The 23,357-nt window shown below is 41.9% G+C and carries 17 protein-coding genes; 6 read left to right on the top strand and 11 right to left on the bottom strand.

From position 1 onward, the window contains the following. Positions 1 to 103: 103 nt before the first annotated feature. The 7 genes from PQO01_RS02845 to PQO01_RS02875 all read right to left on the bottom strand — a co-directional run bounded on the left by PQO01_RS02845 (position 104) and on the right by PQO01_RS02875 (position 8,784). Entirely contained in the window at positions 104 to 862 is a 759-nt protein-coding gene (locus tag PQO01_RS02845) for an AraC family transcriptional regulator (RefSeq protein WP_274312533.1), read from the bottom strand. Positions 863 to 988: 126 nt separating this feature from the next. Further along, complete coding sequence (araD, locus tag PQO01_RS02850; protein ID WP_274312534.1) at positions 989 to 1,678, bottom strand: L-ribulose-5-phosphate 4-epimerase AraD; 690 nt, start codon at positions 1,676 to 1,678, stop codon at positions 989 to 991. Then, on the bottom strand, positions 1,671 to 3,344 hold the full coding sequence (locus PQO01_RS02855) for a ribulokinase (RefSeq protein WP_274312535.1): 1,674 nt from the start codon (positions 3,342 to 3,344) through the stop codon (positions 1,671 to 1,673). Before PQO01_RS02855 ends, araD begins: the two co-directional genes overlap by 8 nt. 100 nt (positions 3,345 to 3,444) lie before the next feature. After that, positions 3,445 to 4,698, bottom strand: a complete 1,254-nt coding sequence (locus tag PQO01_RS02860; protein WP_274312536.1) for a hypothetical protein — start codon at positions 4,696 to 4,698, stop codon at positions 3,445 to 3,447. A gap of 9 nt (positions 4,699 to 4,707) precedes the next feature. Further along, entirely contained in the window at positions 4,708 to 6,891 is a 2,184-nt protein-coding gene (locus PQO01_RS02865; protein ID WP_274312537.1) for a DUF6797 domain-containing protein, read from the bottom strand. After that, positions 6,794 to 7,870, bottom strand: coding sequence for a hypothetical protein (locus PQO01_RS02870; RefSeq protein ID WP_274312538.1), 1,077 nt, complete (start codon positions 7,868 to 7,870; stop codon positions 6,794 to 6,796). The genes PQO01_RS02865 and PQO01_RS02870 overlap by 98 nt, the downstream gene beginning before the upstream one ends. A 161-nt stretch (positions 7,871 to 8,031) precedes the next feature. Next, a complete protein-coding gene (locus PQO01_RS02875) occupies positions 8,032 to 8,784 on the bottom strand; it encodes a DUF1559 family PulG-like putative transporter (protein WP_274312539.1) in 753 nt (250 codons plus the stop codon). A 292-nt stretch (positions 8,785 to 9,076) separates the two neighbouring features. Between PQO01_RS02875 and PQO01_RS02880 the strand changes: the two genes are divergently transcribed. Both PQO01_RS02880 and PQO01_RS02885 read left to right on the top strand, forming a co-directional pair. After that, positions 9,077 to 10,153 (top strand): TIM barrel protein, encoded by a 1,077-nt coding sequence (locus tag PQO01_RS02880; RefSeq protein ID WP_274312540.1) that lies wholly within the window; start codon positions 9,077 to 9,079, stop codon positions 10,151 to 10,153. Positions 10,154 to 10,327: 174 nt separating this feature from the next. After that, positions 10,328 to 11,749, top strand: a complete 1,422-nt coding sequence (locus PQO01_RS02885) for a sulfatase family protein (protein ID WP_274312541.1) — start codon at positions 10,328 to 10,330, stop codon at positions 11,747 to 11,749. A 9-nt stretch (positions 11,750 to 11,758) separates the two neighbouring features. On the opposite strand, the gene PQO01_RS02890 is transcribed toward PQO01_RS02885, so the two are convergent. Continuing rightward, complete coding sequence (locus tag PQO01_RS02890) at positions 11,759 to 13,627, bottom strand: alpha-L-fucosidase (RefSeq protein WP_274312542.1); 1,869 nt, start codon at positions 13,625 to 13,627, stop codon at positions 11,759 to 11,761. 214 nt (positions 13,628 to 13,841) lie between these two features. Between PQO01_RS02890 and PQO01_RS02895 the strand changes: the two genes are divergently transcribed. Then, positions 13,842 to 15,350 (top strand): alpha-L-fucosidase, encoded by a 1,509-nt coding sequence (locus PQO01_RS02895; RefSeq protein ID WP_274312543.1) that lies wholly within the window; start codon positions 13,842 to 13,844, stop codon positions 15,348 to 15,350. 53 nt (positions 15,351 to 15,403) lie between these two features. Here the strand turns inward: PQO01_RS02895 and PQO01_RS02900 are convergent, their stop codons facing one another. The 3 genes from PQO01_RS02900 to PQO01_RS02910 form a co-directional block, all read right to left on the bottom strand. Further along, positions 15,404 to 18,166, bottom strand: a complete 2,763-nt coding sequence (locus PQO01_RS02900) for a DUF1588 domain-containing protein (protein ID WP_274312544.1) — start codon at positions 18,164 to 18,166, stop codon at positions 15,404 to 15,406. Positions 18,167 to 18,258: 92 nt separating this feature from the next. Beyond that, the gene (locus tag PQO01_RS02905; RefSeq protein ID WP_274312545.1) at positions 18,259 to 19,497 is read right to left on the bottom strand and encodes a DUF1552 domain-containing protein; all 1,239 of its coding nucleotides are present in this window, start codon (positions 19,495 to 19,497) and stop codon (positions 18,259 to 18,261) included. 74 nt (positions 19,498 to 19,571) lie between these two features. Next, positions 19,572 to 20,375 carry a glycerophosphodiester phosphodiesterase gene (locus PQO01_RS02910; protein ID WP_274312546.1) on the bottom strand — a complete coding sequence of 268 codons (804 nt, stop codon included), beginning with the start codon at positions 20,373 to 20,375 and terminating at the stop codon, positions 19,572 to 19,574. 304 nt (positions 20,376 to 20,679) lie between these two features. Here PQO01_RS02910 and PQO01_RS02915 point away from each other — a divergent pair, with 304 nt between their 5' ends. The 3 genes from PQO01_RS02915 (at position 20,680) to PQO01_RS02925 (ending at position 23,159) form a co-directional block, all read left to right on the top strand. Continuing rightward, positions 20,680 to 20,895 carry a TA system antitoxin ParD family protein gene (locus PQO01_RS02915; protein WP_274312547.1) on the top strand — a complete coding sequence of 72 codons (216 nt, stop codon included), beginning with the start codon at positions 20,680 to 20,682 and terminating at the stop codon, positions 20,893 to 20,895. Next, positions 20,892 to 21,164, top strand: coding sequence for a type II toxin-antitoxin system RelE/ParE family toxin (locus PQO01_RS02920; protein ID WP_274312548.1), 273 nt, complete (start codon positions 20,892 to 20,894; stop codon positions 21,162 to 21,164). Before PQO01_RS02915 ends, PQO01_RS02920 begins: the two co-directional genes overlap by 4 nt. A 474-nt stretch (positions 21,165 to 21,638) precedes the next feature. Next, complete coding sequence (locus tag PQO01_RS02925; protein ID WP_274312549.1) at positions 21,639 to 23,159, top strand: sulfatase family protein; 1,521 nt, start codon at positions 21,639 to 21,641, stop codon at positions 23,157 to 23,159. Positions 23,160 to 23,357 lie beyond the last annotated feature (198 nt).

Genomic DNA, 23,357 nt, shown 5'->3' on the forward strand with positions numbered 1-23,357 from the left:
GTAAATGAATACTCATGTTACAAGTCCTTTAAAAATACTGGATTTAAATTCTTCTCAAGTCAGAGTGAGAAGAGAGGAAAATTCCTATGGGTTGATTGATGCCTTATTGATGAAATTTCTTTCTATAAGCCTTAGGAGTAACCCCAGCCAACTTTTTAAATTCACGGGTCATATGGCTTTGATCAGAGAAGCCACAGTCAAAAGCAATGGAGCTCAAGGGCTGAGCAGATTCTATGAGTAAGCGAGTGGCCATTTTATAGCGAACTTCTTTGATATAAGCGCCAGGAGTAAGGCCGAATTGCTTTTTAAAGCGGCGTAGAAAAGTACTGACCGACATGCAGGCTTCTTGAGCTAAATCTTCTATTTTGATGGTTTTATTAAAATCCCGTTCAATGATATCTAGGACGGGCTGAAATTCCTGTAGGGGACTAAGTGCATCAAGTGTTTTCACACTATCGCGAGTAATGCCAATTAAACCAATGATTTTGCCATTTCTATCTATGACGGGGAGTTTAGTGGAGACGTGTAAACTAACTACACCATCTCCTGAACTTACGGGTTCACTTATTTCACAAACTTTTTCCCCTGCAAAAATTCGTGCATCATCCATCTCGTAGCGAACGGCCAGCTCACGGCTGACCATATCGTAGTCGGTTAAGCCAATAATATCTTCTAATTTATCATAACCGAATAACTTGAGAAAGGCTTTATTGGCTTTGATAAAGCGACCTTGGCAGTCCTTAACAAAAAAATAAGTGTCACTCATATATTCAAAAAGCTGCGAGACACAAAAGGGCTCTGCGCTATCTAAAAAGTCCTTAGCGTATTGAATTTTCTCTGTACTGCTCATCGTCATGAACATAAGTTGACTCTTAATTTGGGAATTAAAACCTCTGAAGAATGAGAGCATGAAAATTTATTTCAAAACTTTAATCTACATACTTATTTCTCGACTTATTTTCTTGCGATGAGCGTTGATAGATAATTCTTATTGACCGTAATAGGCATCTGAGCCGTGTTTGCGTTGGTAGTGTTTTTTTAAGATATGAGCAGGTATAACGGGGAGTTCTTGACTTTGCAGACTTCGCACCGCCATTTCCGCGCAAGATTCCAAGGCGACACTATTTTTGAATGATTCCATGGGCGTTTTTCCCCAAGTGAAAGGAGCATGATAATGAAGTAGAGCGGCGGGAACTTCGAGTGCTTTTATTTCATGTTGATTAAAATGTTCGACAATGACTTTGCCGGTATTTTTCTCATAATCATCTTCGACTTCGTCTTCATTTAAGGCCCGAATTAATGGAACACTTCCACAAAAGTGATCGGCGTGAGTCGTCCCTGAACAAGGAAGTTCACGGCCGTGCTGACATAAAGTTGTGGCAAATAAACTATGGGTATGGGTGATGCCCCCTAATTCAGGGAAAGCACGATAAAGGTAAAGGTGAGTAGCAGTATCCGAAGAAGGCTTGAGTGAGCCCTCAATAATATTGCCCTCTAAATCGAGTACGACTAAATCATCTACAGTCATTTCTTTATATGAAACTCCGCTAGGTTTGATGACGACATGACCGCTTTCACGTTCAATGCCACTAACGTTACCCCAAGTGAGTTTAACTAAACCACTGGACTCGAGAAGCTTATTGGCTTTTAAAACATCTTCTTTAAGTTGCTCAAGCATGGTGAGCTTCTTTTTGAATCTGAATTAGTCTTTTCATGACTCCAAATAAATCATCTTGGCTACCTGCAACACCAAAGGCTTCGTAGAGCTGGCTATAAAGTGCATAGAGTTGTTCATATGTTTTTACTTCTGTGCTTTCAGGTAGGTATTCACGACGACAATCATTGGTCATTTGTTTTTGTAGCTCAAGGACAGCCATATTTTTACTTGCGGCCGCCGCAAAAATGCCCGCGCCAAGGGCACAAGTTTGTTCGCTATCGGCGATGCGCACTGGGCGATTAAAGACATTGGCATATATCTGCATCATCAATTCGTTTTTTTGAGCTAAGCCACCACAGCAAATGATTTCTTTCACTGCAGTTCCAGACTCTTCCAATCGTTCAATAATTTTGAGGGCGCCAAATGCCGTGGCCTCAATCAAGGCACGGTAAATTTCATGTACTTTTGTGTGCAGGCTCTGACCTAGCATTAAGCCACTGAGCTGCATATCGACTAAGGTACAGCGATTGCCATTATTCCAATCTAAAGATAGTAAGCCACTTTGACCCGCAGACATTGCCGCGGCTTGCGCAGTCATGTTTTTAAAGACCTCATCACGGTTTTTTCCGTATTCATTTGTTCCCAAATGATTGACTAACCACAAGAAAAGGTCTCCCACCGCGGATTGACCCGCCTCAATTCCTATAAAACCAGGAATCACAGAGCCTTCAACGAGGCCGCATACGCCAGCAATGGGCTGCTTCGACTTTGAAATCATCAGGTCACAAGTGCTCGTTCCAACAATCTTTACTAAACTGCCTTCCTTAATACCTGCACCAACAGCACCCATGTGAGCATCAAATGCTCCCACGGCAATGACCGTGCCGGTTTTTAGGCCCGTGCGTTCGGCCCATTCTTCACAAACGTAACCCGCAATCTGATCAGACTCTAAGGCCTCATCATAGAGTCGATCTCGTAAATCACTCAAAGCAGGATCTAATTCATTTAAAAATTCTTTGTCTGGTAAGCCTCCCCATTCATTTGCATACATGGCTTTGTGTCCAGCTGCACAAATACTGCGCTTTATAGCCTTGGGCTCGCGAATTCCAGCTAAACTTGCGGGTAAAAAATCACAGAGTTCAACAAAGCTATGAGCTTTCGCATAAGTAGCTGGATCGATATTTTTTAGACGCAAAATTTTGGCCCAAAACCACTCACTTGAATAAGTCCCACCACAGCGCTCGAGATATTGCGGACGAAGTATTTTGGCTTTTTCACTTATTAAATTCGCTTCTTGGTGTGATGTGTGATCCTTCCACAACCAAGCTTGAGCGTTGAGATTTTCTTTGTCTTCTAGACCTAATGCTTGCGCATTGTGATCAATGGGAATGACGGTACTTCCAGTTGTCGCACAGGTGAGCGCAATGACGGCCTCACTGCGAAAGTCACTAAGATGAATTTTTGCTTGTTCGATGACAGATGAAATAATGAATTCCAAACCATCCAGATAATCGGCAGGACTTTGGCGTGCCAGATGGGGTGCCTTTGCACTCAAAAGTACGCCTTGTTCTCCACTGGGGTAATTATAAACGGCAGAGAAGAGTTCATCTTTCGCGCCCACTTCAATAAGTACAGAGCGACAAGAGTTGGTGCCATAATCTAAACCAATCACATATTCTTTCATCATTAATTCACCATCATATTAAATATCATAAATTAATCATATAATTATAATTATATTGTCTATTTAGTTCAATTTTTTGAATATAATCGTCATCGGTTTTTGTTTATAGTTGGTGAATAGTGTTATTAATTTCGAAATTAAAAGCCTCACCTTCACTTGTTTTGAGCTTAGCTTTGATCGACATACACCGACTCGGTTTTAAATTAGGACAAGTTAAGCTGAGCGTTTTTTTGTCTTGGCTCAGGGTGATCTTTGTGATATTCACTTGCTGCACGTTTTTATGTGGTGAACCATAACTTTTAGTTCGTTCAATATGCCATGACTTGATTTCAATATCCGATTCAGAAACTTGGCCTAGTGATTCAGGGAAATCCAAGATGATTTGCTTGTCAGCAGTTCTAAGTCCCGTGGGCATGAAGAGCTTTTTATTCGTATATCGAACGCGATAAAAACCGCCAAATTGACGTTTATTAGATGCCCAGGAGAACATGCCTAGGGAGTAGAGTTGGCCATCAATGGGATTGAAGCGGCCACGCATAATTCCTGTTAGGAAATCCATGTTGGGGACTTTTACCTGTCCGCCTTGCTTTTGTCCATTTTTTTCCTCTATAAGATTGAGGAAAATCTGGCCCATGCCATAAGATAATTCTAATAACTCACCATTTAGAGGACCCCAACGTTTTGAATCTACCCACATGAGTTCGCCGGGAGAGCGATTGAACTTGTTGGTCAACCAGATCATGGGTTCTTTCATGTCTGAATCAGCACTGCTTTTTGCCTTGTGATAGCCCATGAAATTACCATAAAAGCCACCGGCTTGGACCCAGTTGATGCGGTTTTTTGGAGTCCAGTGCCCCTCTTGATCAGTGACAAAAAAGCTACCATCATCATTGACGCAAACGCCATTGGCGGCTCTAAAGCCGTTGGCAATGATTTCGGTTTTTGCGCCATCCGCAGAAACTTTCAATAAGGTACCATGGTGGGGAACTAGGCCTTCTTTTGCGTGCATCGCAGATTTAGCATAGTAGAAGTTTCCCTCTTTGTCAGTTTGTAGACCCATAGCAAATTCGTGGTAGTGCTCGGTAACCTGGTGATCGTTGTTGAAATTTTCGTAATAGTCAATAGCACCATCATTATTGAGATCGTTTAGAATAGTAATTTGATCGCGACAACCCACATAGATTTTCCCTTTAAAAACTTTTAAGCCTAAGGGCTGATAGAGACCAGTGGCAATACGCGTCCAGGTAACTGAACCTGATTTTTGTTGGACTTTATCGACTCGCCAAACTTCGCCTTCCCAGGTACAAACGAGGGCACTTTCCCCATTGTTAATAAAGTCAATGCCAGTAAGACGCATCCAGCTTTTTCAAGGGTTATTTTGAGGGAGTAGGAATTCATCTTTAACATAAGCGAAGTTATCATCCGCGCGCTTGATTTCACCTGTGATTTGTTGTTTCCATGTATTAGGGCCGCCAACTGTATATGATTGAAGATCTAATTTCATATTTGCGAATTCCGCAATTTTGATGTCCTCTCTACTGAGTAGAATGGCGCCTTTAAATTCATTTTGTCCGACAGGAATTTTAAGATAATGAAAACCAGCTTTTTGATAAAGTTGGAATTGGCCGGAAGAAATGACCTGACATTTTAAGGAATCGGGGGCTAGTCGGTGGACGAGCTCTTTTTGAATATTGCTTACATTTAATGTACGTTGAAGAGTCTGGCTATTTTGATCCCATTTTACATAATCAAGCACCTGTGATTCTCCTACGGTGTAGTGATTAATTCGTTTGTCACCAAAGTGGTAAAGTCCTTTGTAATGCGCCCACTTTCTTGGTAAAGGTCCATACCTGCGCTTATCTTTAGCCAGAAAGCGAGTGTCATCCCAAGAGCCGTTTTCAGGATTTGCCCACCCGGGACCTTGGGGGTTGGCGTAAAGCAATTCTCCTTTTATCGCAGGGTGGGTTCCGTGTGATCCGTCGAAGGCTATACTCCTCCAATCGATGAAATCTTTTCCTTCCCAGACACCGGCTAATTGTAGAGTGTCTTCGTCAAAAATCGCCCATCTATTACCCTTGGAAACTCCGCCATCACCTTGATCCAGGCGACTCACAATCCCCTTTTTTACAATATTATTTTTCTCCAATTCCAGTGTCATGCTTAAGCTATCACCAAAATTCATGTCTAGGTAGGGTTTTGCTGGAGTCTTTTTAACTACTTTAGTCTTAGAAATAACTGGCTTTGGAAGTTGATCGAGGTATTCGGGGGTGATCTTAAAGTACTGAGAATCATTTCTACCAAAAATTTGAGTTTCGCGTATGTAGTTGATGACATCCATTTTTTGCTGATCAGTCATCCAGGCCTGAGGTAGCATTTGGCCGTAACCATGGGTGAGAGTATTATAGATACTTAAGGGATCAGAGCCATTTTTAAACTGCCCTTCATGGAATTTGATTGCGGTTGGTAAGGCGCCATCTTTTGAGGTGTCGCCATGACAGGTGATGCATAAACCATTATAGACTTTTTGCCCCCGTTTCATACTTAATTCGCTCCAAGAGGAAATTTCTTTTTTTAGGTCACTACTAGGACGTGGACGAATTTGTATATTAGCGAAATGAAGATCGCCACTTTGAGTCTGGAAAGTGATTTTTTCACTTGCGGTTGGCTTATCATTTTTCCAGGAGATATCGCATTTATTAACAAAATTTTGAAAGCTTAAGCTCTTGGGATTTGGCAATAGTTTTTGAGAAAAGGCGACTTGCTGAATAGCTCCAGAAAAGGCGCCACCAAAGTTATCCGCCGCTTCTCCAATTTTGAAGACGAAGCTTTCTTGGTCGGGAGCTGAAAAGTTTTTGCGCTCAGCTAACTTTTGACCATCAGCATAGAGTGTCACAGTACCATTTTGATTGCTGACTACAACACTATGCCATTTGCCATCATTAAAATTTTTGCCAGCTCTTATTTCTCCTAGCCAGCCGATATCGTAAACTAGCTCTCCATCTTCGAGATAAAGAGCTTTGCCTTTGGGGATCCAGCGACCTTCGGCATTACATTTAGAGAAGATCGTACCGTTTTTTGTCGTCTTAAAGCGGGTGAAGAAAGTGAAATCTTTTTTGCCACTTAGATCAATTCTTTTACTCACTTCTGGAGAGAAATGATGGGGGAGATTTTGGCTTGATTTGAGCGTGAAATTTTTGCTTTCTTTAGCATCAAGCCAAAGCCTAACTTTGCCTGAATTACCTTCAGCTTTTTGAAAGTCAACTTTTACTGAATGCCATTTTCCAGCTTGCGTGAGCCTGGGTAAGTCGACACTAAATTCAGAGTTTAATTGCAGTAGAACTTCACTAGGCGTGTGAGTCTTTTCACTCGCGTAATCAAAAGTGAGTTCATAATTTTTATATTTTTGATCAAAAGAAAAATGCTTCTCATTTGAGATGACTTTCTCTGAAAGTTTACTTGCTCCTAGAACTAGTTTTTTTTTGAGCCGGGATTTCCACGACTTTTTCTGAAGGTGTAGGGCGGAATGGCCATTTGGGAGACTTCGGAACATCAGGGTAATAAGGTGATTGACCTAAAGCAAAAGTTGTAGTGTTTAGCTTTCTTTGGCTCCATACTTTACGATCGAAGCCATAGAAAGAAGGGTAGAAGGGGTCAACATAATCCACCGTAGCTTTTTTGGGAACATCTTGGCCCAGTAGAAAATATGTGGCATTGATTAGCATGCGACGCAGGTCTTCGTTAACGAAATCCACGGAACCTCCCATTGTTGTGGTGAAAGTGAGTCCCGCTTTACCAGCTTTAACTTGATAAGGGTGAAGCCAAGCCAGTGGCTGCATGGGCTTGTTTTGTTTGCCATTTACATTTTTTGAACTTGGAGAGAGGTTTTCTGTAACGGCTCCGCGCATCAGAATAGTATCTTTATCAGTGAGGTTACGGACGCCGTAAACATCACTTGGACCAAAGACATCTTTAACGCTGTTAAGAATGGGGTGAGACGCATTTTGAGTTTCTATTACACCTCGAGAGCCTTGACCTTTGTGGCGGCCATGATGGCTAACCCAGCCTTCGCCGATGATTTTTGGGCCAAATTGATCTAAAGTGAGATCCTCAGTCAATTTATCTTTACCCTTAAAACCATGAGTTGAGGTACGAATGCCAATGATCGGCTTGCCGTCGCGCAAGAATTTAGCGATGATTTTTCGGTCGGCTTCATTGGGACGTCTAAAACGTGTGCCAATGATCATGAGATCTGCCTCGTTGAGGTAGTGCCAGCCTTTAACATTTGTTTGCGCATTGGGGTCAATGTACTGATTTGTCTTGTCCCAAGGGAATAAAACGACGCAGTTAAAGCCATGATGCTTGGCTAAGATTTTTCCCAGCATGGGCATACTTTCTTCTGTTCGGTATTCTTCATCGCCTGCGACAAGAACGATGGTTTTAGCTCCTTGCTGACCTTGGAACTGTAATACATTTTGGTCGGCGGAGGCTAGTAATGAAAACAGTAATAAAAAACTTAATCTAATCATCATAATTGTTATAAACCTTTTTAGAATTAATTATTCATCACTATAAGTGATTTATGTACGAATAATTGAATAATTAATTCATTTTTTATAACAAAAACTTTAGGATTTTATTCCTAAATAAATAGTTAGTGCAAGTCTCTAAAGACCTTCTTAAAGAACGTGATTTATTGATTTGAGTCCCACATGGAGCCAATACTCCAACCAGGGTCTGCCATTGATCCACTTGAGGTCATTAGGGTTTGCCAAAAAGTCATTGTTTTGACACTGCCATCAACCATGTTGAAGTTTGAGCCGTCAAGACCTTCATGATTAAGTGTTTTATTTTGGAACCATCCAGGATACATCAGAGAGTCACCACCATGACCAATAATTCTAGCAGCAGATGAAATCTCTACCATGGCAATGGTTCTGGTCGTATTATTAATTGCAGTAACTTTTTGGGCTTTAGTACTAGCTCCACTTAAGGCAACACCTCGTGCCCAACCCGTCAAGTTACCGTGACCATTAATGGCCCTAAAAGTTAAGCTATAACTTGCTGTGAGTACATCTGTGCCGGTCCAATGGACGCGTTGAATATCATCGCTAGGACAAGCGTAGGAGCCACTGTTATGGCCATCTGATTTAAATAAAACGGGGTACTCAAGTTCAGATCTAGTAGCTTGGCGGCGACCATCGTAGGGGTTGAGTAAGTCATCCCATGAATAATGATTTGGGTTGGCGGTGCGTGAGTAGGGATAAACACCGTCGTGATCTTCATGATACATGAACATAGCTATATTAAGTTGCTTCATGTTATTTTTACAAGTTGCCATTTTTGCCTTATCTCTAGCTGTGGCTAAACTCGGTAAAAGAAAAGAACCCAAAATACCAATGATGGCTATTACGACGAGTAGCTCTATTAAACTGAATTTTTTCATTTTAACCTCACTATATTAAGTATTTTAATTCTTAAACAATTTATTTTTTCTGTTGATACAAACTTTTAATTTTTTTGTGAAATTTTTAGAACTTCTATACTTTGAAATATACTACAAATAGTAGTCAAATGCAATTTTTCTGTTAATTTGATGTTTATAAACAATGTTTATATATACATATTTGTATATATGACTTGTGTGGTTTCTCTCAGGATTAACAAAAAAATGACTTTATTCTTCTATAGCTATGATCTTCATGACTTTAGTGTAGGGTATAATTACGGAGACCTTTATGACTTACCCCGAGCTTCCAGCTGCAACTTTAGCTGAGTCCCATAAAAACCTTGCTCAGGAGCGTAAGATTAGTAATTTATTACTGCTCTTTCTAGACTTTTATATTTCAGAAGAAGACTTTTGCGAACTAAGCAAAAATAATTTTGAACATAGCAATTTAGTGGAGACCATTAATGACTTAAATCATTATGGATACCAAGTCCAAATGCCGAAGACTGCCGATGAATACAGATCGGTAATTTATCCGGCACTCATGGATGCTCACGCCAAGGCAGGATATTATGGTGTACAAATCCCCGCAGGGGGAATACCCTTCGATGAAAACGGAAATCTGACTGATAAAGCCGTGAGGCTGATTCAAGAGCAAGTCAAAATCATTAAAGAGGCAGGCTTAAATATTTCTACAGTGGGTGGCTCTTGGGATAGCGATTGGACGCAATGCATAAAGCCTCAAGCTCAGGCGGCTAAAATCATGGATTCAGACTTTCTCTTCGGACCTTTCTCAACACCCTTTTTACTCTTTCCAGAAGGAGTCTATGGTCAGGCTGCAGCAAAATGGATAAAAAATCAGCACGAGAACTTTAGGCAAAAATTCAGAGAAGAAATCGGTCCTTATTTGCAGTCTTTGGGAGTGCGCTTGTGTGAAGAACCCTTACAACGCTTTGAACGCATGCCAGCACATTTACGTGAATGTAGTGAACTCGCTTTAAAGGAAGGTATGGATGGATTCAGTGTGATGATTGATACCTGTCATGAATTTGCCGATGGTGCAGGGCCGGAAGCGTACAGAACTTATGTGAAGCAATTGATAGATGCTGGAAAATTGAATGGGGCGCACATTTCCGCTCTTCATCGAGGTAAGATTTATGAATCCTGGTTTAACGAGCAGTTTTTCAAAGACTTCTTCAAGCCCTTGTTTGAACAGGGCTTTACTGGTGAAATTGCCATCGAGACTTTTGATGCGACTCAGCCCGTTGTGGAAGTCGCAAAAATTAACCGAGAGAAATTTAAGCACCCCGTTGGCGTTATGATCAATCAACTGCACTACGCCTGTGAGATGATCAAGGATTTATAAAAGCTTAGAACCCCTTAATTAAGGGAAGTTAAGCTTCCTTAGTCGCCTAGTTCAGGGTTAGAAACACCTTGCTATGAGAATTCGAGAGGAAGCGAATTCCTTTTTCAGAAAAAATGGGTGTAACAAAAATGGAATGACTTTGTATCTTATTCTAAACAAGAATAAGGAAATTTTTTGAATCATTTTTTTAGGCTTTTATTTGCTCTCATCCTAATGAGTTTAGATCTTTTTGCGGCGGGAAAAACAAATGTTATTATCTTTTTGGCAGATGATATGGGCTATGGCGACTGCGGAGCATTTAATCCCCAATCTCAGATTAAAACCCCTCATATTAATCGGCTTGCGAAAGAGGGTATGAGCTTTGTTGATGCGCATTCGGCTTCTGTGACTTGTACGCCATCACGTTATGGCTTGCTTACGGGAATTAATCCCATGCGAACGGGGGTGTTTAATACCTTACTGAAGACAGGACGTCCGATTATTGATGTCGATGAAATGACAATCGCAGATTTATTTAAATCTGAGGATTACCAGACTTGGATGGTGGGCAAGTGGCATTTGGGTTTTCAAGTTAAAAGCAAGGCACGTGATCTCACACAGGCTTTACAGGGCGGGCCCTTGGATCGTGGTTTTGATTATTTTTATGGCCTAGCATCATCTGCGAGTTCATCACCACTTTATTTTATTAGGGGAAAACGAGTTGAGAAGCTTCCGACTCTTCATGTGGAAACCGACAAATTTCTTGCATCGGGTAAAAAATTGACAGTAAAAAATCAGCTTCCACAAGGGCTGAAATTAGAGAATATTAGTCCCAAACTCTGTGCAGATGCGGTGGGCTTGATTGAACAATATGCGAAGTCCGCAAGAGAAAAGCCCTTTTTCCTCTATTATGCTTCAATAGCTCCCCATCAACCTTGGGTGCCAAGTGATAAATTTAAAGATAAGAGTGGATTAGGTATTTATGCGGACTTCGTCATGCAAATTGATGATGAATTGGGGCAAATCAATCAAGCACTTAAAAATGCCGATTTAGATGATAATACCTTATTAATTTTCACGAGTGATAATGGCACGGGACCAGGTGCGCACCATCTGATGGCAGAGAAGGGGCATTATTCTTCAGGGGAACTACGAGGTTTGAAAGCTAGTTCCTATGAAGGAGGGCATCGTGTTCCTTTTATTGCTAAATGGCCGGGAAAGATTGAGGCTGATTCAAAAAATCAGTCAATCATTAATGGCACGGACTGTTTTGCGACTTTCGCAGAATTATTGGGAGTTGACCTCAAAGCAAAACACTCTCAAGTCACTCCTGATAGCTTTAGTTTTTACAAAGGCTTACTAGATAAAGCTTACGAGTACAAAGGTCTTCCCATGGTGGTGCGTAATAGCATTCGCATGGGGGATTGGAAGCTCATTTCTACTCGTGGCAAAAAGCCATTTGATTCACTACAAATGAACGATTTTGAGCTCTACAATCTCTCCTCAGACCTCGCCGAAAGAGACGATTTAAAATCATCTCACCCCGAGCGAGTTCAAGAAATGCATAAAAGCTTAAAAAGCTTTATGGATCAAAGAGAGTTGAAAGCGAGCAAATAAAAATTTCTGTTATTTAACAGGAGGGCCAAAAGCATTGATCATGTTAATGGATATGGAGCGGTCAGCTTTTAGGTATTTAATGCGTAAAGCATCACAGAGGTAGGCTTTATCCAAAACGATACCATGTTCAACACCAATGGCTTCTTCTTGATGGACTTTTATCCATTGACCATTGACGCATAATTCAACGGCAAAAGCGGTATCGGGACCTGGGTTTTTCCCATAGGAACCCTTGGCAATTTCGATTTGTCCAATATTGGCAGCTTTCAGAAATTCTAATTCAATCCAAGGTGATTTATCATTGATGGCGGGCTGCCAAGCACTGCGAACGAGGGTGCCTTCCGAGAAAGTTTTGGGATCACCTGCAACGACATTGGCCGCTGCCATTTTGCTCGAGCGTTCACTCGAGGCACTGACCTTAGCACCCATAGTGTAAGAATGTTTTTCTGCAGTAAACACAACGGGAACTTCTGATGCTTGACGATCGAGTTCCAGAGCAATAATTGTATCATAATCGTGTTGGTCTTCCTTGGCGATTTTCACTTTAAGAACACCTGATTTCTGCTCTACTTCAACATTCCCACCTGTGAGTGCTCGTGCTGAAACAATTTGGGCATCAAGAGCCGGTAGGCTTAAAGTATCGCCCGTAAGTGTACCGAGAATATGCAGATAGACAGTCTTATCTTTACGTGTTGCGGTACCCCAAGGGCCCGGAGCATAGGGACCACCGCGAGTGCCAAAAATACTTTCGCCATATTTTTTATTCCATGCGCCAATTTCCCGATAACGTTCAGCGTGGTTTTTAACGATGCGACCATCGGCTTGTGGGCCCGTATTAAGTAGTAAGTTACCGCCACTACCATTACAACGAACGAGGAGTGTAATACAGTCGGCGATGGGCATAGCTATGCTATCGCCAGCCCAGCCCCAAGCTCCGCCAATAACCGTGCAAGTCTCCCAGGCGCGATTGATTTGGAAGCGTCCCACTTCTCGTTCTGCGGTATCATAATCACCCATGCGCCAATTTCTTGGAGCAAAGCGCGGGTTAGAAAGAATATTGGGTTGAATTTCGCGAGCCATTTTTAGAAGTTCAGCAGAATTCCAGTTATTAGGATTTTGTCCCAAGCCATCCCACCAGAGGGTATAAATGTCGCCGTAATTAGTCAAGATTTCTTTAACTTGTCCATGAGTAAAATCATTGATAAAAGAGTCGTATTTTTCCTGATCTTTGCCAAATTCGCCATATCCCGGATGATACCAATCAGGCTGAGAGTAGTACCAGCCAAGTTTCATGTCGTATTTTTTACAGGCATCCGCTAGCTCTTTCATGACATCGCGTTTGAAGGGAGTATTCATGATCTTGTGCTCAGAGAGTTTGGTATCCCACATTGCGAAGCCCGCATGGTGCTTTGCAGTAAAAACGATATAGCGAGCACCTGCGTCTTTGAAAAGCTTAACCCATTCTTCGGCATCGAAATTTGTGGGATTAAAAGTTTCGCGAGCACCATCGTATTCAGCTGCGGGGACACCTTTCTTTTGTTGATGTTCAGGACGTCGTGTTTTTTCTCGACGTCCCCAGCTCATGGGTACTGGTAATTGCGAGGAGTGATCCCAATGGATGAATACGCCGAAGGCATCATCTTGGAATTGCTCAACAAGTTCTTGTGGTGCCAGTAGGCTCGCTTGGAGTTCTGGCTTTAAACTCGCTGTGTATTCTAAGGTATCTTTAGGAGCAAGATAGGGTGTGACAATACCGTCGTCATGCATCTGCTCATTATGGCTTTTATGGACTTTTTTCTTAGCGTCTTTGGCCTCAACTTGTGTCGTCGAGCTGAGTAATAGGCTAGTTAAAATTAAAGAAGAGATGAATTTATTCATGGGCTAATAATTTCCGTATAGTTGTTGTTTCTCTAACAATTACCGAGTGGGATTCATTTTTGACAGCATTGATCAATAAGTTGATAAAAAGTCTTTGTGTGAGCGGAATTTTAAGTTTAAATCACAAATCTGTAACAGCGGAATTTTTATTTCGCTTTCCTTGAAAGACAAAGCTCATAATCAATTAAGTCACAAGTAAAGGAATGTATTACAGATGAAAAAATCGATCAAGAAAAACTGTTTGTTAATGGGACTCAAAACTAGCCTGATGATGAGTACTTTAATGAGTACAAATACTTCAGCAAGTGGAGTCAATGGCTCGGGTATCCCAGGTTCAGAGGAGATGTTAGAGCTCGAGGCAAAATGGAAACCCCTAAATCATTCGGCAGCCAAGCAACGCGGACGGGAGCGCTTTAATGACAATAAATACGGCATGTTTATTCATTGGGGGCTCTATTCACAGTGTGGTGGAGTATGGAAAGGCGAAAAGATGGAAGAGGGACCTGGAACAGGACCGCGAGTAGCTGAATGGATTATGCGTCGCAAGGAAATTCCCCGTGAGGAATACGCTAAGCTCGCCAAGACTTTCAACCCGGTAAACTTCGATGCGGACGAATGGGTCGCCATTGCTAAAGCGGCAGGTATGAAATACATGGTGATCACCTCAAAACACCATGATGGTTTTGCTTTATTTGACTCGAAAGTGAGTGATTTTAATGTGGTCAAAGCAACCCCTTTTAAACGAGATATCATCCGTGAACTCGAAGAAGCCTGTCGCAAGGGAGGACTTGCTTTTGGAGTGTATTATTCTCATGCTTTGGATTGGCGCGATGGTGGAGATTCGGGTATGAAAGATTATGCCTACCACGAGAAGCCTCAAAAAAAGTTATTCGTCAATCACTTTGACCCCTCGCCCGTTAAATTTGATGATTATATTGCGAACAAATCCTTGCCACAAGTTAGAGAATTGGTCAATAATTATGACCTCAAAGAAATATGGCTCGATACGCCAATTTATATTCCCCCATCTTATAGTTTTGAATTTTATAAAACCATCTATGCAGCAAATCCAGAAACCTTGGTGTCTCAAAGAATCGGCAATGGATTCGGGGATATCGGAACTCCAGGAGATAACGTTATTCCTGATGAAGCAAGTGAAAATACCTGGGAAGGTATTGCGACAACGAACAATTCATGGGGCTACAAATCCTATGATAAGGATTGGAAATCACCTAAAGAAACCCTGTATTGGTTAGTGGAAAACGTTAGTAAGGGCGGCAATTTTTTACTTAATGTTGGTCCTGATGGGAGTGGGACAATTCCCGCTAAATCAGTGGAAAACTTAAAGGCGGTAGGGCAGTGGTTGAAAATTAATGGCGAGGCAATTTATGGCACCAAGCCTTGGATAAAAAATCACGAAGGACCAAGTGACCTAAAAATGAAAGGCACCCATCATCGTAGTAAAGAAAAATTTGATTTTGTCTTTTCAGAAAATGACTTCTGGTTTACCAAAAAAGACGAAAAAGTGTATGTCATTGCCATGACTAAACCTCAAAATAATGTGGCGTTTATAAAATCACTCGAAGCAATAGATATCAAAGCCATTCGCCTCTTGGGACAGGATGATGAAGTGAAGTGGACGCAGAAAAATGGTGCTCTAGAAGTCAGACTACCCAAGTTCAAAACAGCAGGAATTGGTTACGCTTTAGAAATCAGTTTATAAACAGATCGTAAAAAATCTCACCAAAGAACCTATATTTTTAAGTCCGCAAAGTTTTACTTCTTAGTAAACAGTGGGCTCAAGGCAATTTCGCGAATCATATCTCGCATGCGGTATTGCTTGTCTTTGAGCTTGTTTAGTATGGCTTCTACTTCATTGCTATCTGAAAATTCGATAGTTCTTCCGAGCCCGTAGGCTAGGGTCGATTCCACTAATTCTTTGGCTAAGTCAGCTTCGTATTTGAGCAAAGATTTTTTTAAGTCCTGAACCTTAGAAAAGCTATCACCACTTGGTAGGGGCCCTGAGGGGTCGATGGTCACTTGTTCTTTACCCACAAGTTCGCTATCACGCCAACGTCCTATGGTATCGAAATTTTCGAGGCCGAAGCCGATGACATCCATTTTTTCATGGCAACTAGCACAAGCCGCTTTTTGTTGATGAAGTTTGACCATTTCTCGATTCGTTTTAGGCTCATCAGTAGCTTCGCTCAGTTCTGGAACATTGGGAGGAGGAGGTGCCGGCTTATCGTGAAGCAATTTATCCATGATTAGGGCACCCCGAATCACCGGAGAGGAACGCTCACCATTAGATCCAGCAATCAAAAATGCGGCCTGGCTCATGAGTCCCCCACGCGGTGAATCTGCGGGTAAGGTCACTTTTACAAAGCGATCATCCTTGGGAGTGACCCCAGGAATGCCGTAGTGGGCGGCGAGAGCCGAGTTAATGGTTACAAAATCGGAGTCAATAAAATTACGAGCAGGAAGGTTTTCTTTAATTAATGTACTGAAAAACTCGCGTATTTCGCGACTTGCGGCATGACGCACACCACAGTTGAAATGAGGCTGATCTTCGACATCAATAGTGATGGCATTAAAGCGATCAAATTCTGCCCATTGACTAATGAAGCCATCGTGGAAAGCCTTAGCTTTTGGGCTCGAAAGTAATCGATCAAGTTGTGCGGCGCGAATCTCAGGGTTTGCGAGTTTCGCAGCGTAGAGTTCATCATCAGGTGGTGTACTCCAAATGAAATAAGACATGCGTATCGCTAGTTCACGATTGGATAGCGCGGGAGCTTTGCTAGGTTTTGAATCGGCCTCTTGTAGGTAGAGAAAGGAAGGGGAACTTAGAATAAGTGCCAAGACTTCGCTCATGGAATCTACATAAGGACTGCCCTCGGCGCGCAGTTCGTGGAAACGACTTTGTAAACCTTTGAGAAAAGCGGGATTAGCTTTTTTTCGTCGAAAGGCTTCATAAGCAAATTTTTCGATTAAGTCAGCAGCATTTTCATCCTTCATATATTGACTGAGTTTAGCGGGACCATCTGCGGTCATAATCGCTTCGAAGAAGGATTTTTTCTCCGGGTAATAGGGGCCATCGAGTTCAAGCCAATCGATCCATAGGGCATTGTAAGGGTCTAGACTTCCTTGTAGGCGCTTGAGGTGATTATTCCCCAAGTTAATGTTTCCCCAAGTACTAGGAGGCAGATTTTCGCTCACTGAAAGCATCATACCATAGCGACCCATGGATTGGCGAAGACGAACTTCTACGGTTTCCGGCTTCTCTACTGTGCCTCGTAAGCCAAGGGTAGCGCGGGTTCCATTTGAATCTTGTACAAGCGCCACACGTCGCATGGCTAGGGGATTACCGACAATTCCACCGTGAATTCGCAGTATATATTCGGCTCGAATATCGGTGTGCCGTGAGATATGTGTCTTTGGTCTGACAGGAGTGATGTAGAGCCCACTCTCCACTTTTGGGTAGGCCATAGTGCGATCCATCCAAGCTTTCCTATGGGCCAACATGCCCTTCCAGAACTTAAACTCACCTTCGTCTGCAAACCCCATTTCTTGCCAAGTTTTCCCCTCCTCAAGCATTTTTTTCTTGGCGGCCATTTGGGCACGTTCTTTGGCGATCTTTTCCACGATTCCCTTTTCGGGTTCAACTCGTTGCGTGCTTGGGGCTGTGCGCGGTTTTATACTATGGCGAAAGGCCTCTTTCATGATTTCGCGACTAAGCTTAAGGTATTTGTCGAAATGCTGAGAGGTAAAAAACTGTTCGTCACCCACCGTATCAAAATTTTCAATTTCGCCATCTTCAGGAATCACCTCTAGGGGGACATCGAAGCCAAATAGATGTTTAATAGTGTTGGAATACTCGCGTTGATTGAGTCGTCTCATCTTAATTTCTCCGCCGTGATCGGCGAGCCGGCGACGAGCCGTATGAAGCCCTTTAGTTAAAGAAGCCAGAGTGCTAATTAACTCTTTGTTTTGAGCTTGGCGAGCTTTCTTAGGGGGCATTTCACCACTGTTGATTTGGTCGAGTATATCCTGCCAGAGTTGAGCACTGTCATTATTAGTAATTTTCCATTCGATTGTATCAAAGCGTAATTGTCCCTTTTGCTTTTTGGGGCCATGGCATTCTATACAGTATTTTTTTAGGAAGGGCTCTAACTGTTCACGGGGCATTTGAATGAACGCGTGGGAATCAAGGGATTTCGATGGGGACTCTGCTAGATCGACTTGTTTGTTTTTCGAGACCATAAAGTAAATAGCTCCCGCAGATAATAGCAGGATAAGAAAGGTGAGCGGAGCAGCGTAAGATTTTGATCTTTTTTTTCTAGGGCTTCTTGCTCTCGTAGAAGAAGCTGTTGAGACTCTGATTTTTGTACCCGTTTTTTTAGTGGGAATTACTTCTGCCTCAGGATATTGATTTTCTACCGTGTACTTATGATCACAGAGTGGGCACTCCACGCGCCTGCCGACGAGATCACCATCATATTCGAATAAACCCTGACAGCAAGGACATGAATATTTAGACATAAGTTTTTTCACCTAAATCATTTCTTAGAAATAAGTGATTCGAGTTGCTGAACTGAGCAGTGAGTAGGTAAGTTTTCATAATTGTAGATTTTTCAAACCAAAAGTTCTGGGATTGTACCTGTACTATGGCTGAAGCTGTCGATATTTAAGCCAGCTTCTTGCATGATGGTCAACCAGTAATTAGCGAGAGGTGTATCCTCTTCAGGGAGAATGATGTGTTCACCACGGCGCATCTTTTTCATGCCTCCACCCGCGAGAATGGCTGGGAGGTTTTTTAATTCGTGGCCAGAACGAATATTTGTTCCGTAGCTAACGATACAATTATCAAATAAGCGACTGCCATCGCTATCTTTGGCTTGTTTTAGACGATCTAAAAAATGACTTAAGAGTGCCGAGCACTTCTTGTCGCGTTCACGCGAGGCGACAATACGTGGCTTTGAAAAACCATAATGACTCAGTGAATGGGCTTTGATTTTTATACCCATGCCAGAAATCAAATCGCATACAGGCAGACGGTAGCTCATGACGCGAGTCGCATCCGTTTGTAGTGCAATGATCATCATATCATACATCAAACGGATGGCTTCTTCACCAGAGAGATCTTCATTTGGAGGAGCGTAAGGAGCTTTGGGCTTAGCTATGTCGGCCCATTTTGCCTGACGCTCCAGGCCTTTTTCAACATGACGGAGGCCAGTGAAATATTCATCCAGTTTCTCTTGGTCATTTTTACTGAGGATATTTTGCATACCACTCGCATCAAGACGCACGAGATCGAGGACACTTTGTTTTTTCTTTAAGCGATTGCTTATAGCTTCACGGGAATCATTTGGGCTGGCAAATAGAGTGTAGTACAAGTCGAGTGGACGATTGATTCCTGGGATTGGATTACCCTCATCATCCCATGATAGAGAAAGTCCGCCCCCGTGTCCAGAATTAGATCCACCATCGATTTCTTTTGCAGATAAAGTTAGGGAAGAAAAACGTGTATCAGTACCGAGATGTCGCGCTAGTAATTGGTCACAAGAAATCGAGTTGTGAAAGCGTTTGCCAGGTGTACCTGCCACATTGGCTCCCGTCAGGTAAGATAGGCTCCCACCATGAGGGTTTGTGGCCCCAAGATTGGTCAAGTTTGTCACCATGGTGAGGTCATTTTGGTGCGCTTTTAAAGGAGCAAGGCCCTCGGTCATTCCAATTTTAGCAAAGCGACCGGCTTCTTTCGGATAGAAGCTATCTTTTGTAAAACCAAAACCTCCCCCGAGAAAGATGACTCTTTTCGGAGGACTTTCCCTTGGAACGGCGCTCGCAAAGCTCTCTAAGAAAGGCAGCGCCATGAGGCCACCTCCTACTGAGCGCAGAAAGGAGCGCCGACTTAGTGAATCTGTAAAAAACGGGCTCATCTTATGATTTACTTAGCTTGCATTAACTTGAGATTAATTTTATCGGGTAGGTCAGTGGTGATGGAGTCGATTTTCCAATTGATAAATTTCTTAGCGTGGCGGGCATCATTAATGGTCCAGACATGGCAATCTGTCCCCTGTTTTTTAAGGCTCTGAATTATCTCTTGATTCAATTGATTATATGAGGAACTGAAGCCGTCGATTTGGCAGCTTTTGATCGTTTTTAAAATGGAATCTAAAGAGGGTTTCATTTTACCTCTTTTATCTTTCTTGAGACTACAAAGCCAAGAAGTGTATAAATGTGGGGCCTTCTTTTTAACGTCGAGAAGAATTTTTTCTTTAAACCCAATGACAGCAATTTGTTCAGGCTGCAGAGAACTCAGTTTGATTGCTTTTAGGAGGGGATCAACCGTTTCGGGGCCTGATTTGATCTCGATAAAAATCTTTTTCCCCTTGGGAATAGTGGCAAAGACTTCTTCTATGGTGGGAATTCGAGTTCCCTTGAATTGCTCACCTTTAAATAATCCCACATCAATTTTTTTGAGTTCACTTAGAGTGGATTTTACGATGGTTAAATTCTTATTACCAGTTTTTTTGGTATTGGCATCGTGAATACAGACAAGATGACCATCCTTACTGAGCCGAAAGTCGGCTTCAATGGCATCGGCCCCCTGTTTCCACGCCAACTCAAAAGCAGGCAGGGTATTCTCTGGGGCCTGTTTCGAGGCACCACGATGTGCCACAATGAGTGGCTCCGCGAGCAGGGTGAATTGCAGTAAAAGTGTAATGGTGCAAAATAAGTTTTTAATCATGAGGTAATTGTCTTTCTCTTAGTCAGTTAACATTAATACGACAGAGAGATTTCACTTCTTAACAAATTTTGATTTTTTATGTTCAATCTCCTCAACTAGTAAACAAGTTTTAAAAAGCATTGCTACATGTTTCTTGGGATATTATTTTTCATCATGTGTGGATAGTCTTGTTCTTATATTTTCAATATTAAAATCCTAAGTTCACAGTTCAAAAAAGTAATAAAATACCAGAGTGAAACCAAAGGTTGCATAATGAAACTTTTGGGCTTATGTTTTAGGTAAATTAAGATATAAGGAGAATATCATGGCAAACGCACATGCAATCAAGGTTTCAGACAAGATGTATATGGATGCTAAGAACTTTGCAAAAGCTGAACATAGATCTACATCAAAACAGTTGCAGTACTGGGCCACCATAGGTAAAATCTGCTTAGAAAATCCTGACCTTCCAGCTTCTTTTATCAAAGACCTACTTGTATCACAGCATGAAGAATCAGTAGAATTTGATCTAACTAGATGACGTACAAGCCTCTATTCAAACCAAGCTTCATTAAGAAATATAAAAAGCTAACAAAGCAAGAACAGCTTGCTGTTACTGAAGCGGTTGATTTGCTGTGTGTTACACCTACTTTAGGTCAACAGAAGAAAGGTGATTTGGCTCATTTATGGGTTTATAAATTTAAGTTTAATAAGCGTCAATATTTATTGGCCTATGAATACGATCCCGTGGCTATGACCATTCATGCCGTGGGCTTCCATGAGAATTTCTATCGAGATCTCAAAAAATAATACGATTGACCAGTTAACAGTGAAAACTTACATCGCAGAGCGATATCACTTTAAATAGTCCCACATGTAATGTGGGCTTAGGAGGATTAAAAAAATGTGTGCCTTTAGGTACACTACTTCCATAGCCTTCTAAGTTCCATACCTAAAGGCATGTGTATGGTTCTCGCTTCGTTTGCCTTAGGGCTTTGCCCTAAGCTATTTAAAGTTTAATGGTTTCACCATAATTTATATATCCTAAAATAGGTGTACCCAATAATTTGTCTTGGCAGGAATAATGTTTTGTGATTCACTCTGGCAGAGAAAATGATTATAGCGTTCCTACGCATCCGCAGTCACAAATTAAAAATACTCTCTTCATGTTGTCAAAAAAACCTTTTTGACTTGCGTACATAAAGGGGAAGGCCACTTGAACTTATGACTGAGTTTCAGATGGGCTTAAAATTTTTATAAACACCAAAAGGGACAGCCTAAATAATGAAATTTTTAATAAGTTTACTTCTCCTTTCCATTTACTTTGGCCACGCTTCAGAAAGACCAAATTTCCTGTTTATTTTAGTGGATGATCAGTCACCTTTTGACCTGAAGATTTACGATGAAAAATCTCCACTTGAAACGCCAACAATAGATCGCCTGGCGGCTGAGGGGATTGTTTTTGATGCAGCTCATCATATGGGATCCAATCAGGGAGCAGTATGTAACCCTTCACGGCATATGATCATGTCGGGGCGCAATGTGTGGAACCTGCCCCACGGAGCTATACTCAAGTTACCGGCATCTATTAATCGTGAAAAGCGGCAGCGCATGTGCCCGCCTAATTTAGCTGACTTTACCTTGCCCGCAGTTTTTAATCGAGCAGGTTATATAACGATGCGAACTTGTAAACAAGGTAATAGTTACCCAGCGGCCAACGCAAAATTTACTATTCGTCATGATGCCACAAAACGGGGAGGTACCGCTGAATCCGGGAGTGCCTGGCATTGTGAACAGGTGCTGAATTTTTTAAATCAGCGTGAAACAAAAACAGCCAAAAAGCCCTTCTTGATTTATTATGGTTTTTCGCATCCTCATGATGATCGTGAAGGTACCCCTGAATTATTAAAAAAGTATGGTGCCTATAATCATCGTGACAAGAATACGCCACCGGTGCTTAATCCGGAATGGCCAACGCCAAAATTGCCTTTTAACTACTTAGCTGAACATCCCTTTCATCATGGTCACCCGGGATTGCGAGATGAGGTGTCGGCACCTGGTATTTGGAGACGCCGTGATGAGGCAACGATTCGCAATGAATTGGGACGTGAGTTTGCCTGTAGTGAAAATATCGACATACAAATTGATCGTGTTCTCAAGAAGTTAGAACTCATGGGAGAATTGGATAATACCTACATTGTTTACACATCTGATCATGGTATCGCCATAGGGCGCCATGGCTTGCAAGGAAAGCAGAACCTTTATGAGCATACTTTTCGAGTGCCTTTCATCGTTAAAGGACCAGGAATTTCTGCGGGGAAACGCGTAAAAGGAAATATTTATCTTACGGATATTCTGAGTACTTTTTGTGATTTAGCCAATATCCCAATTCCAAAAACAAATCAGGGGAAATCATTTAAAAAAGTATTAGAGGGAAGTGAAGATACGGTTAGAGATGCATTATTTGGCGTTTACGCAGGGGGCACAAAACCGGGAATGCGTTGCGTCAAAAAGGGTGATTGGAAGCTCATCAAGTACGATGTTTTAGATGGAAAAGTGCGGAAAACACAACTCTTTAATTTGGCTGATAATCCAGATGAATTACTCAGCTATCACCACGAGCCAGGAATCATCCAACTCACTGGAAATATGCCCAAAAACACACAAGTGAACCTAGCCGGTAATCCACAATACGCTGAAAAGCTCAAAGAAATGGAAGCTCTTTTACTGGAGCAGATGCGTAAACACGACGATCCCTATCGCTTATGGAATCAGCCTGACGAAGGCTTGGTAAGAAAGAAATAGGTCGGTCTGATTGTAGATCATACAAGAAGAGCCGAAGCTATTTTTACTTAAGTAACTCTTCTATGCCCTTGCACATGCCGTGCCGACCTTCATATGATTTTGTGACTGTGAAAAAATATTGATTTATAGTGGCAACTTTGAATTTAAATCTGAGCTTAAGGTAATATTTGACGTATTGATTATATAATCTACTGAAAT

Origin of the sequence: Lentisphaera marina, assembly GCF_028745505.1 — a bacterium.
Classification (GTDB): Bacteria; Verrucomicrobiota; Lentisphaeria; order Lentisphaerales; family Lentisphaeraceae; genus Lentisphaera; species Lentisphaera marina.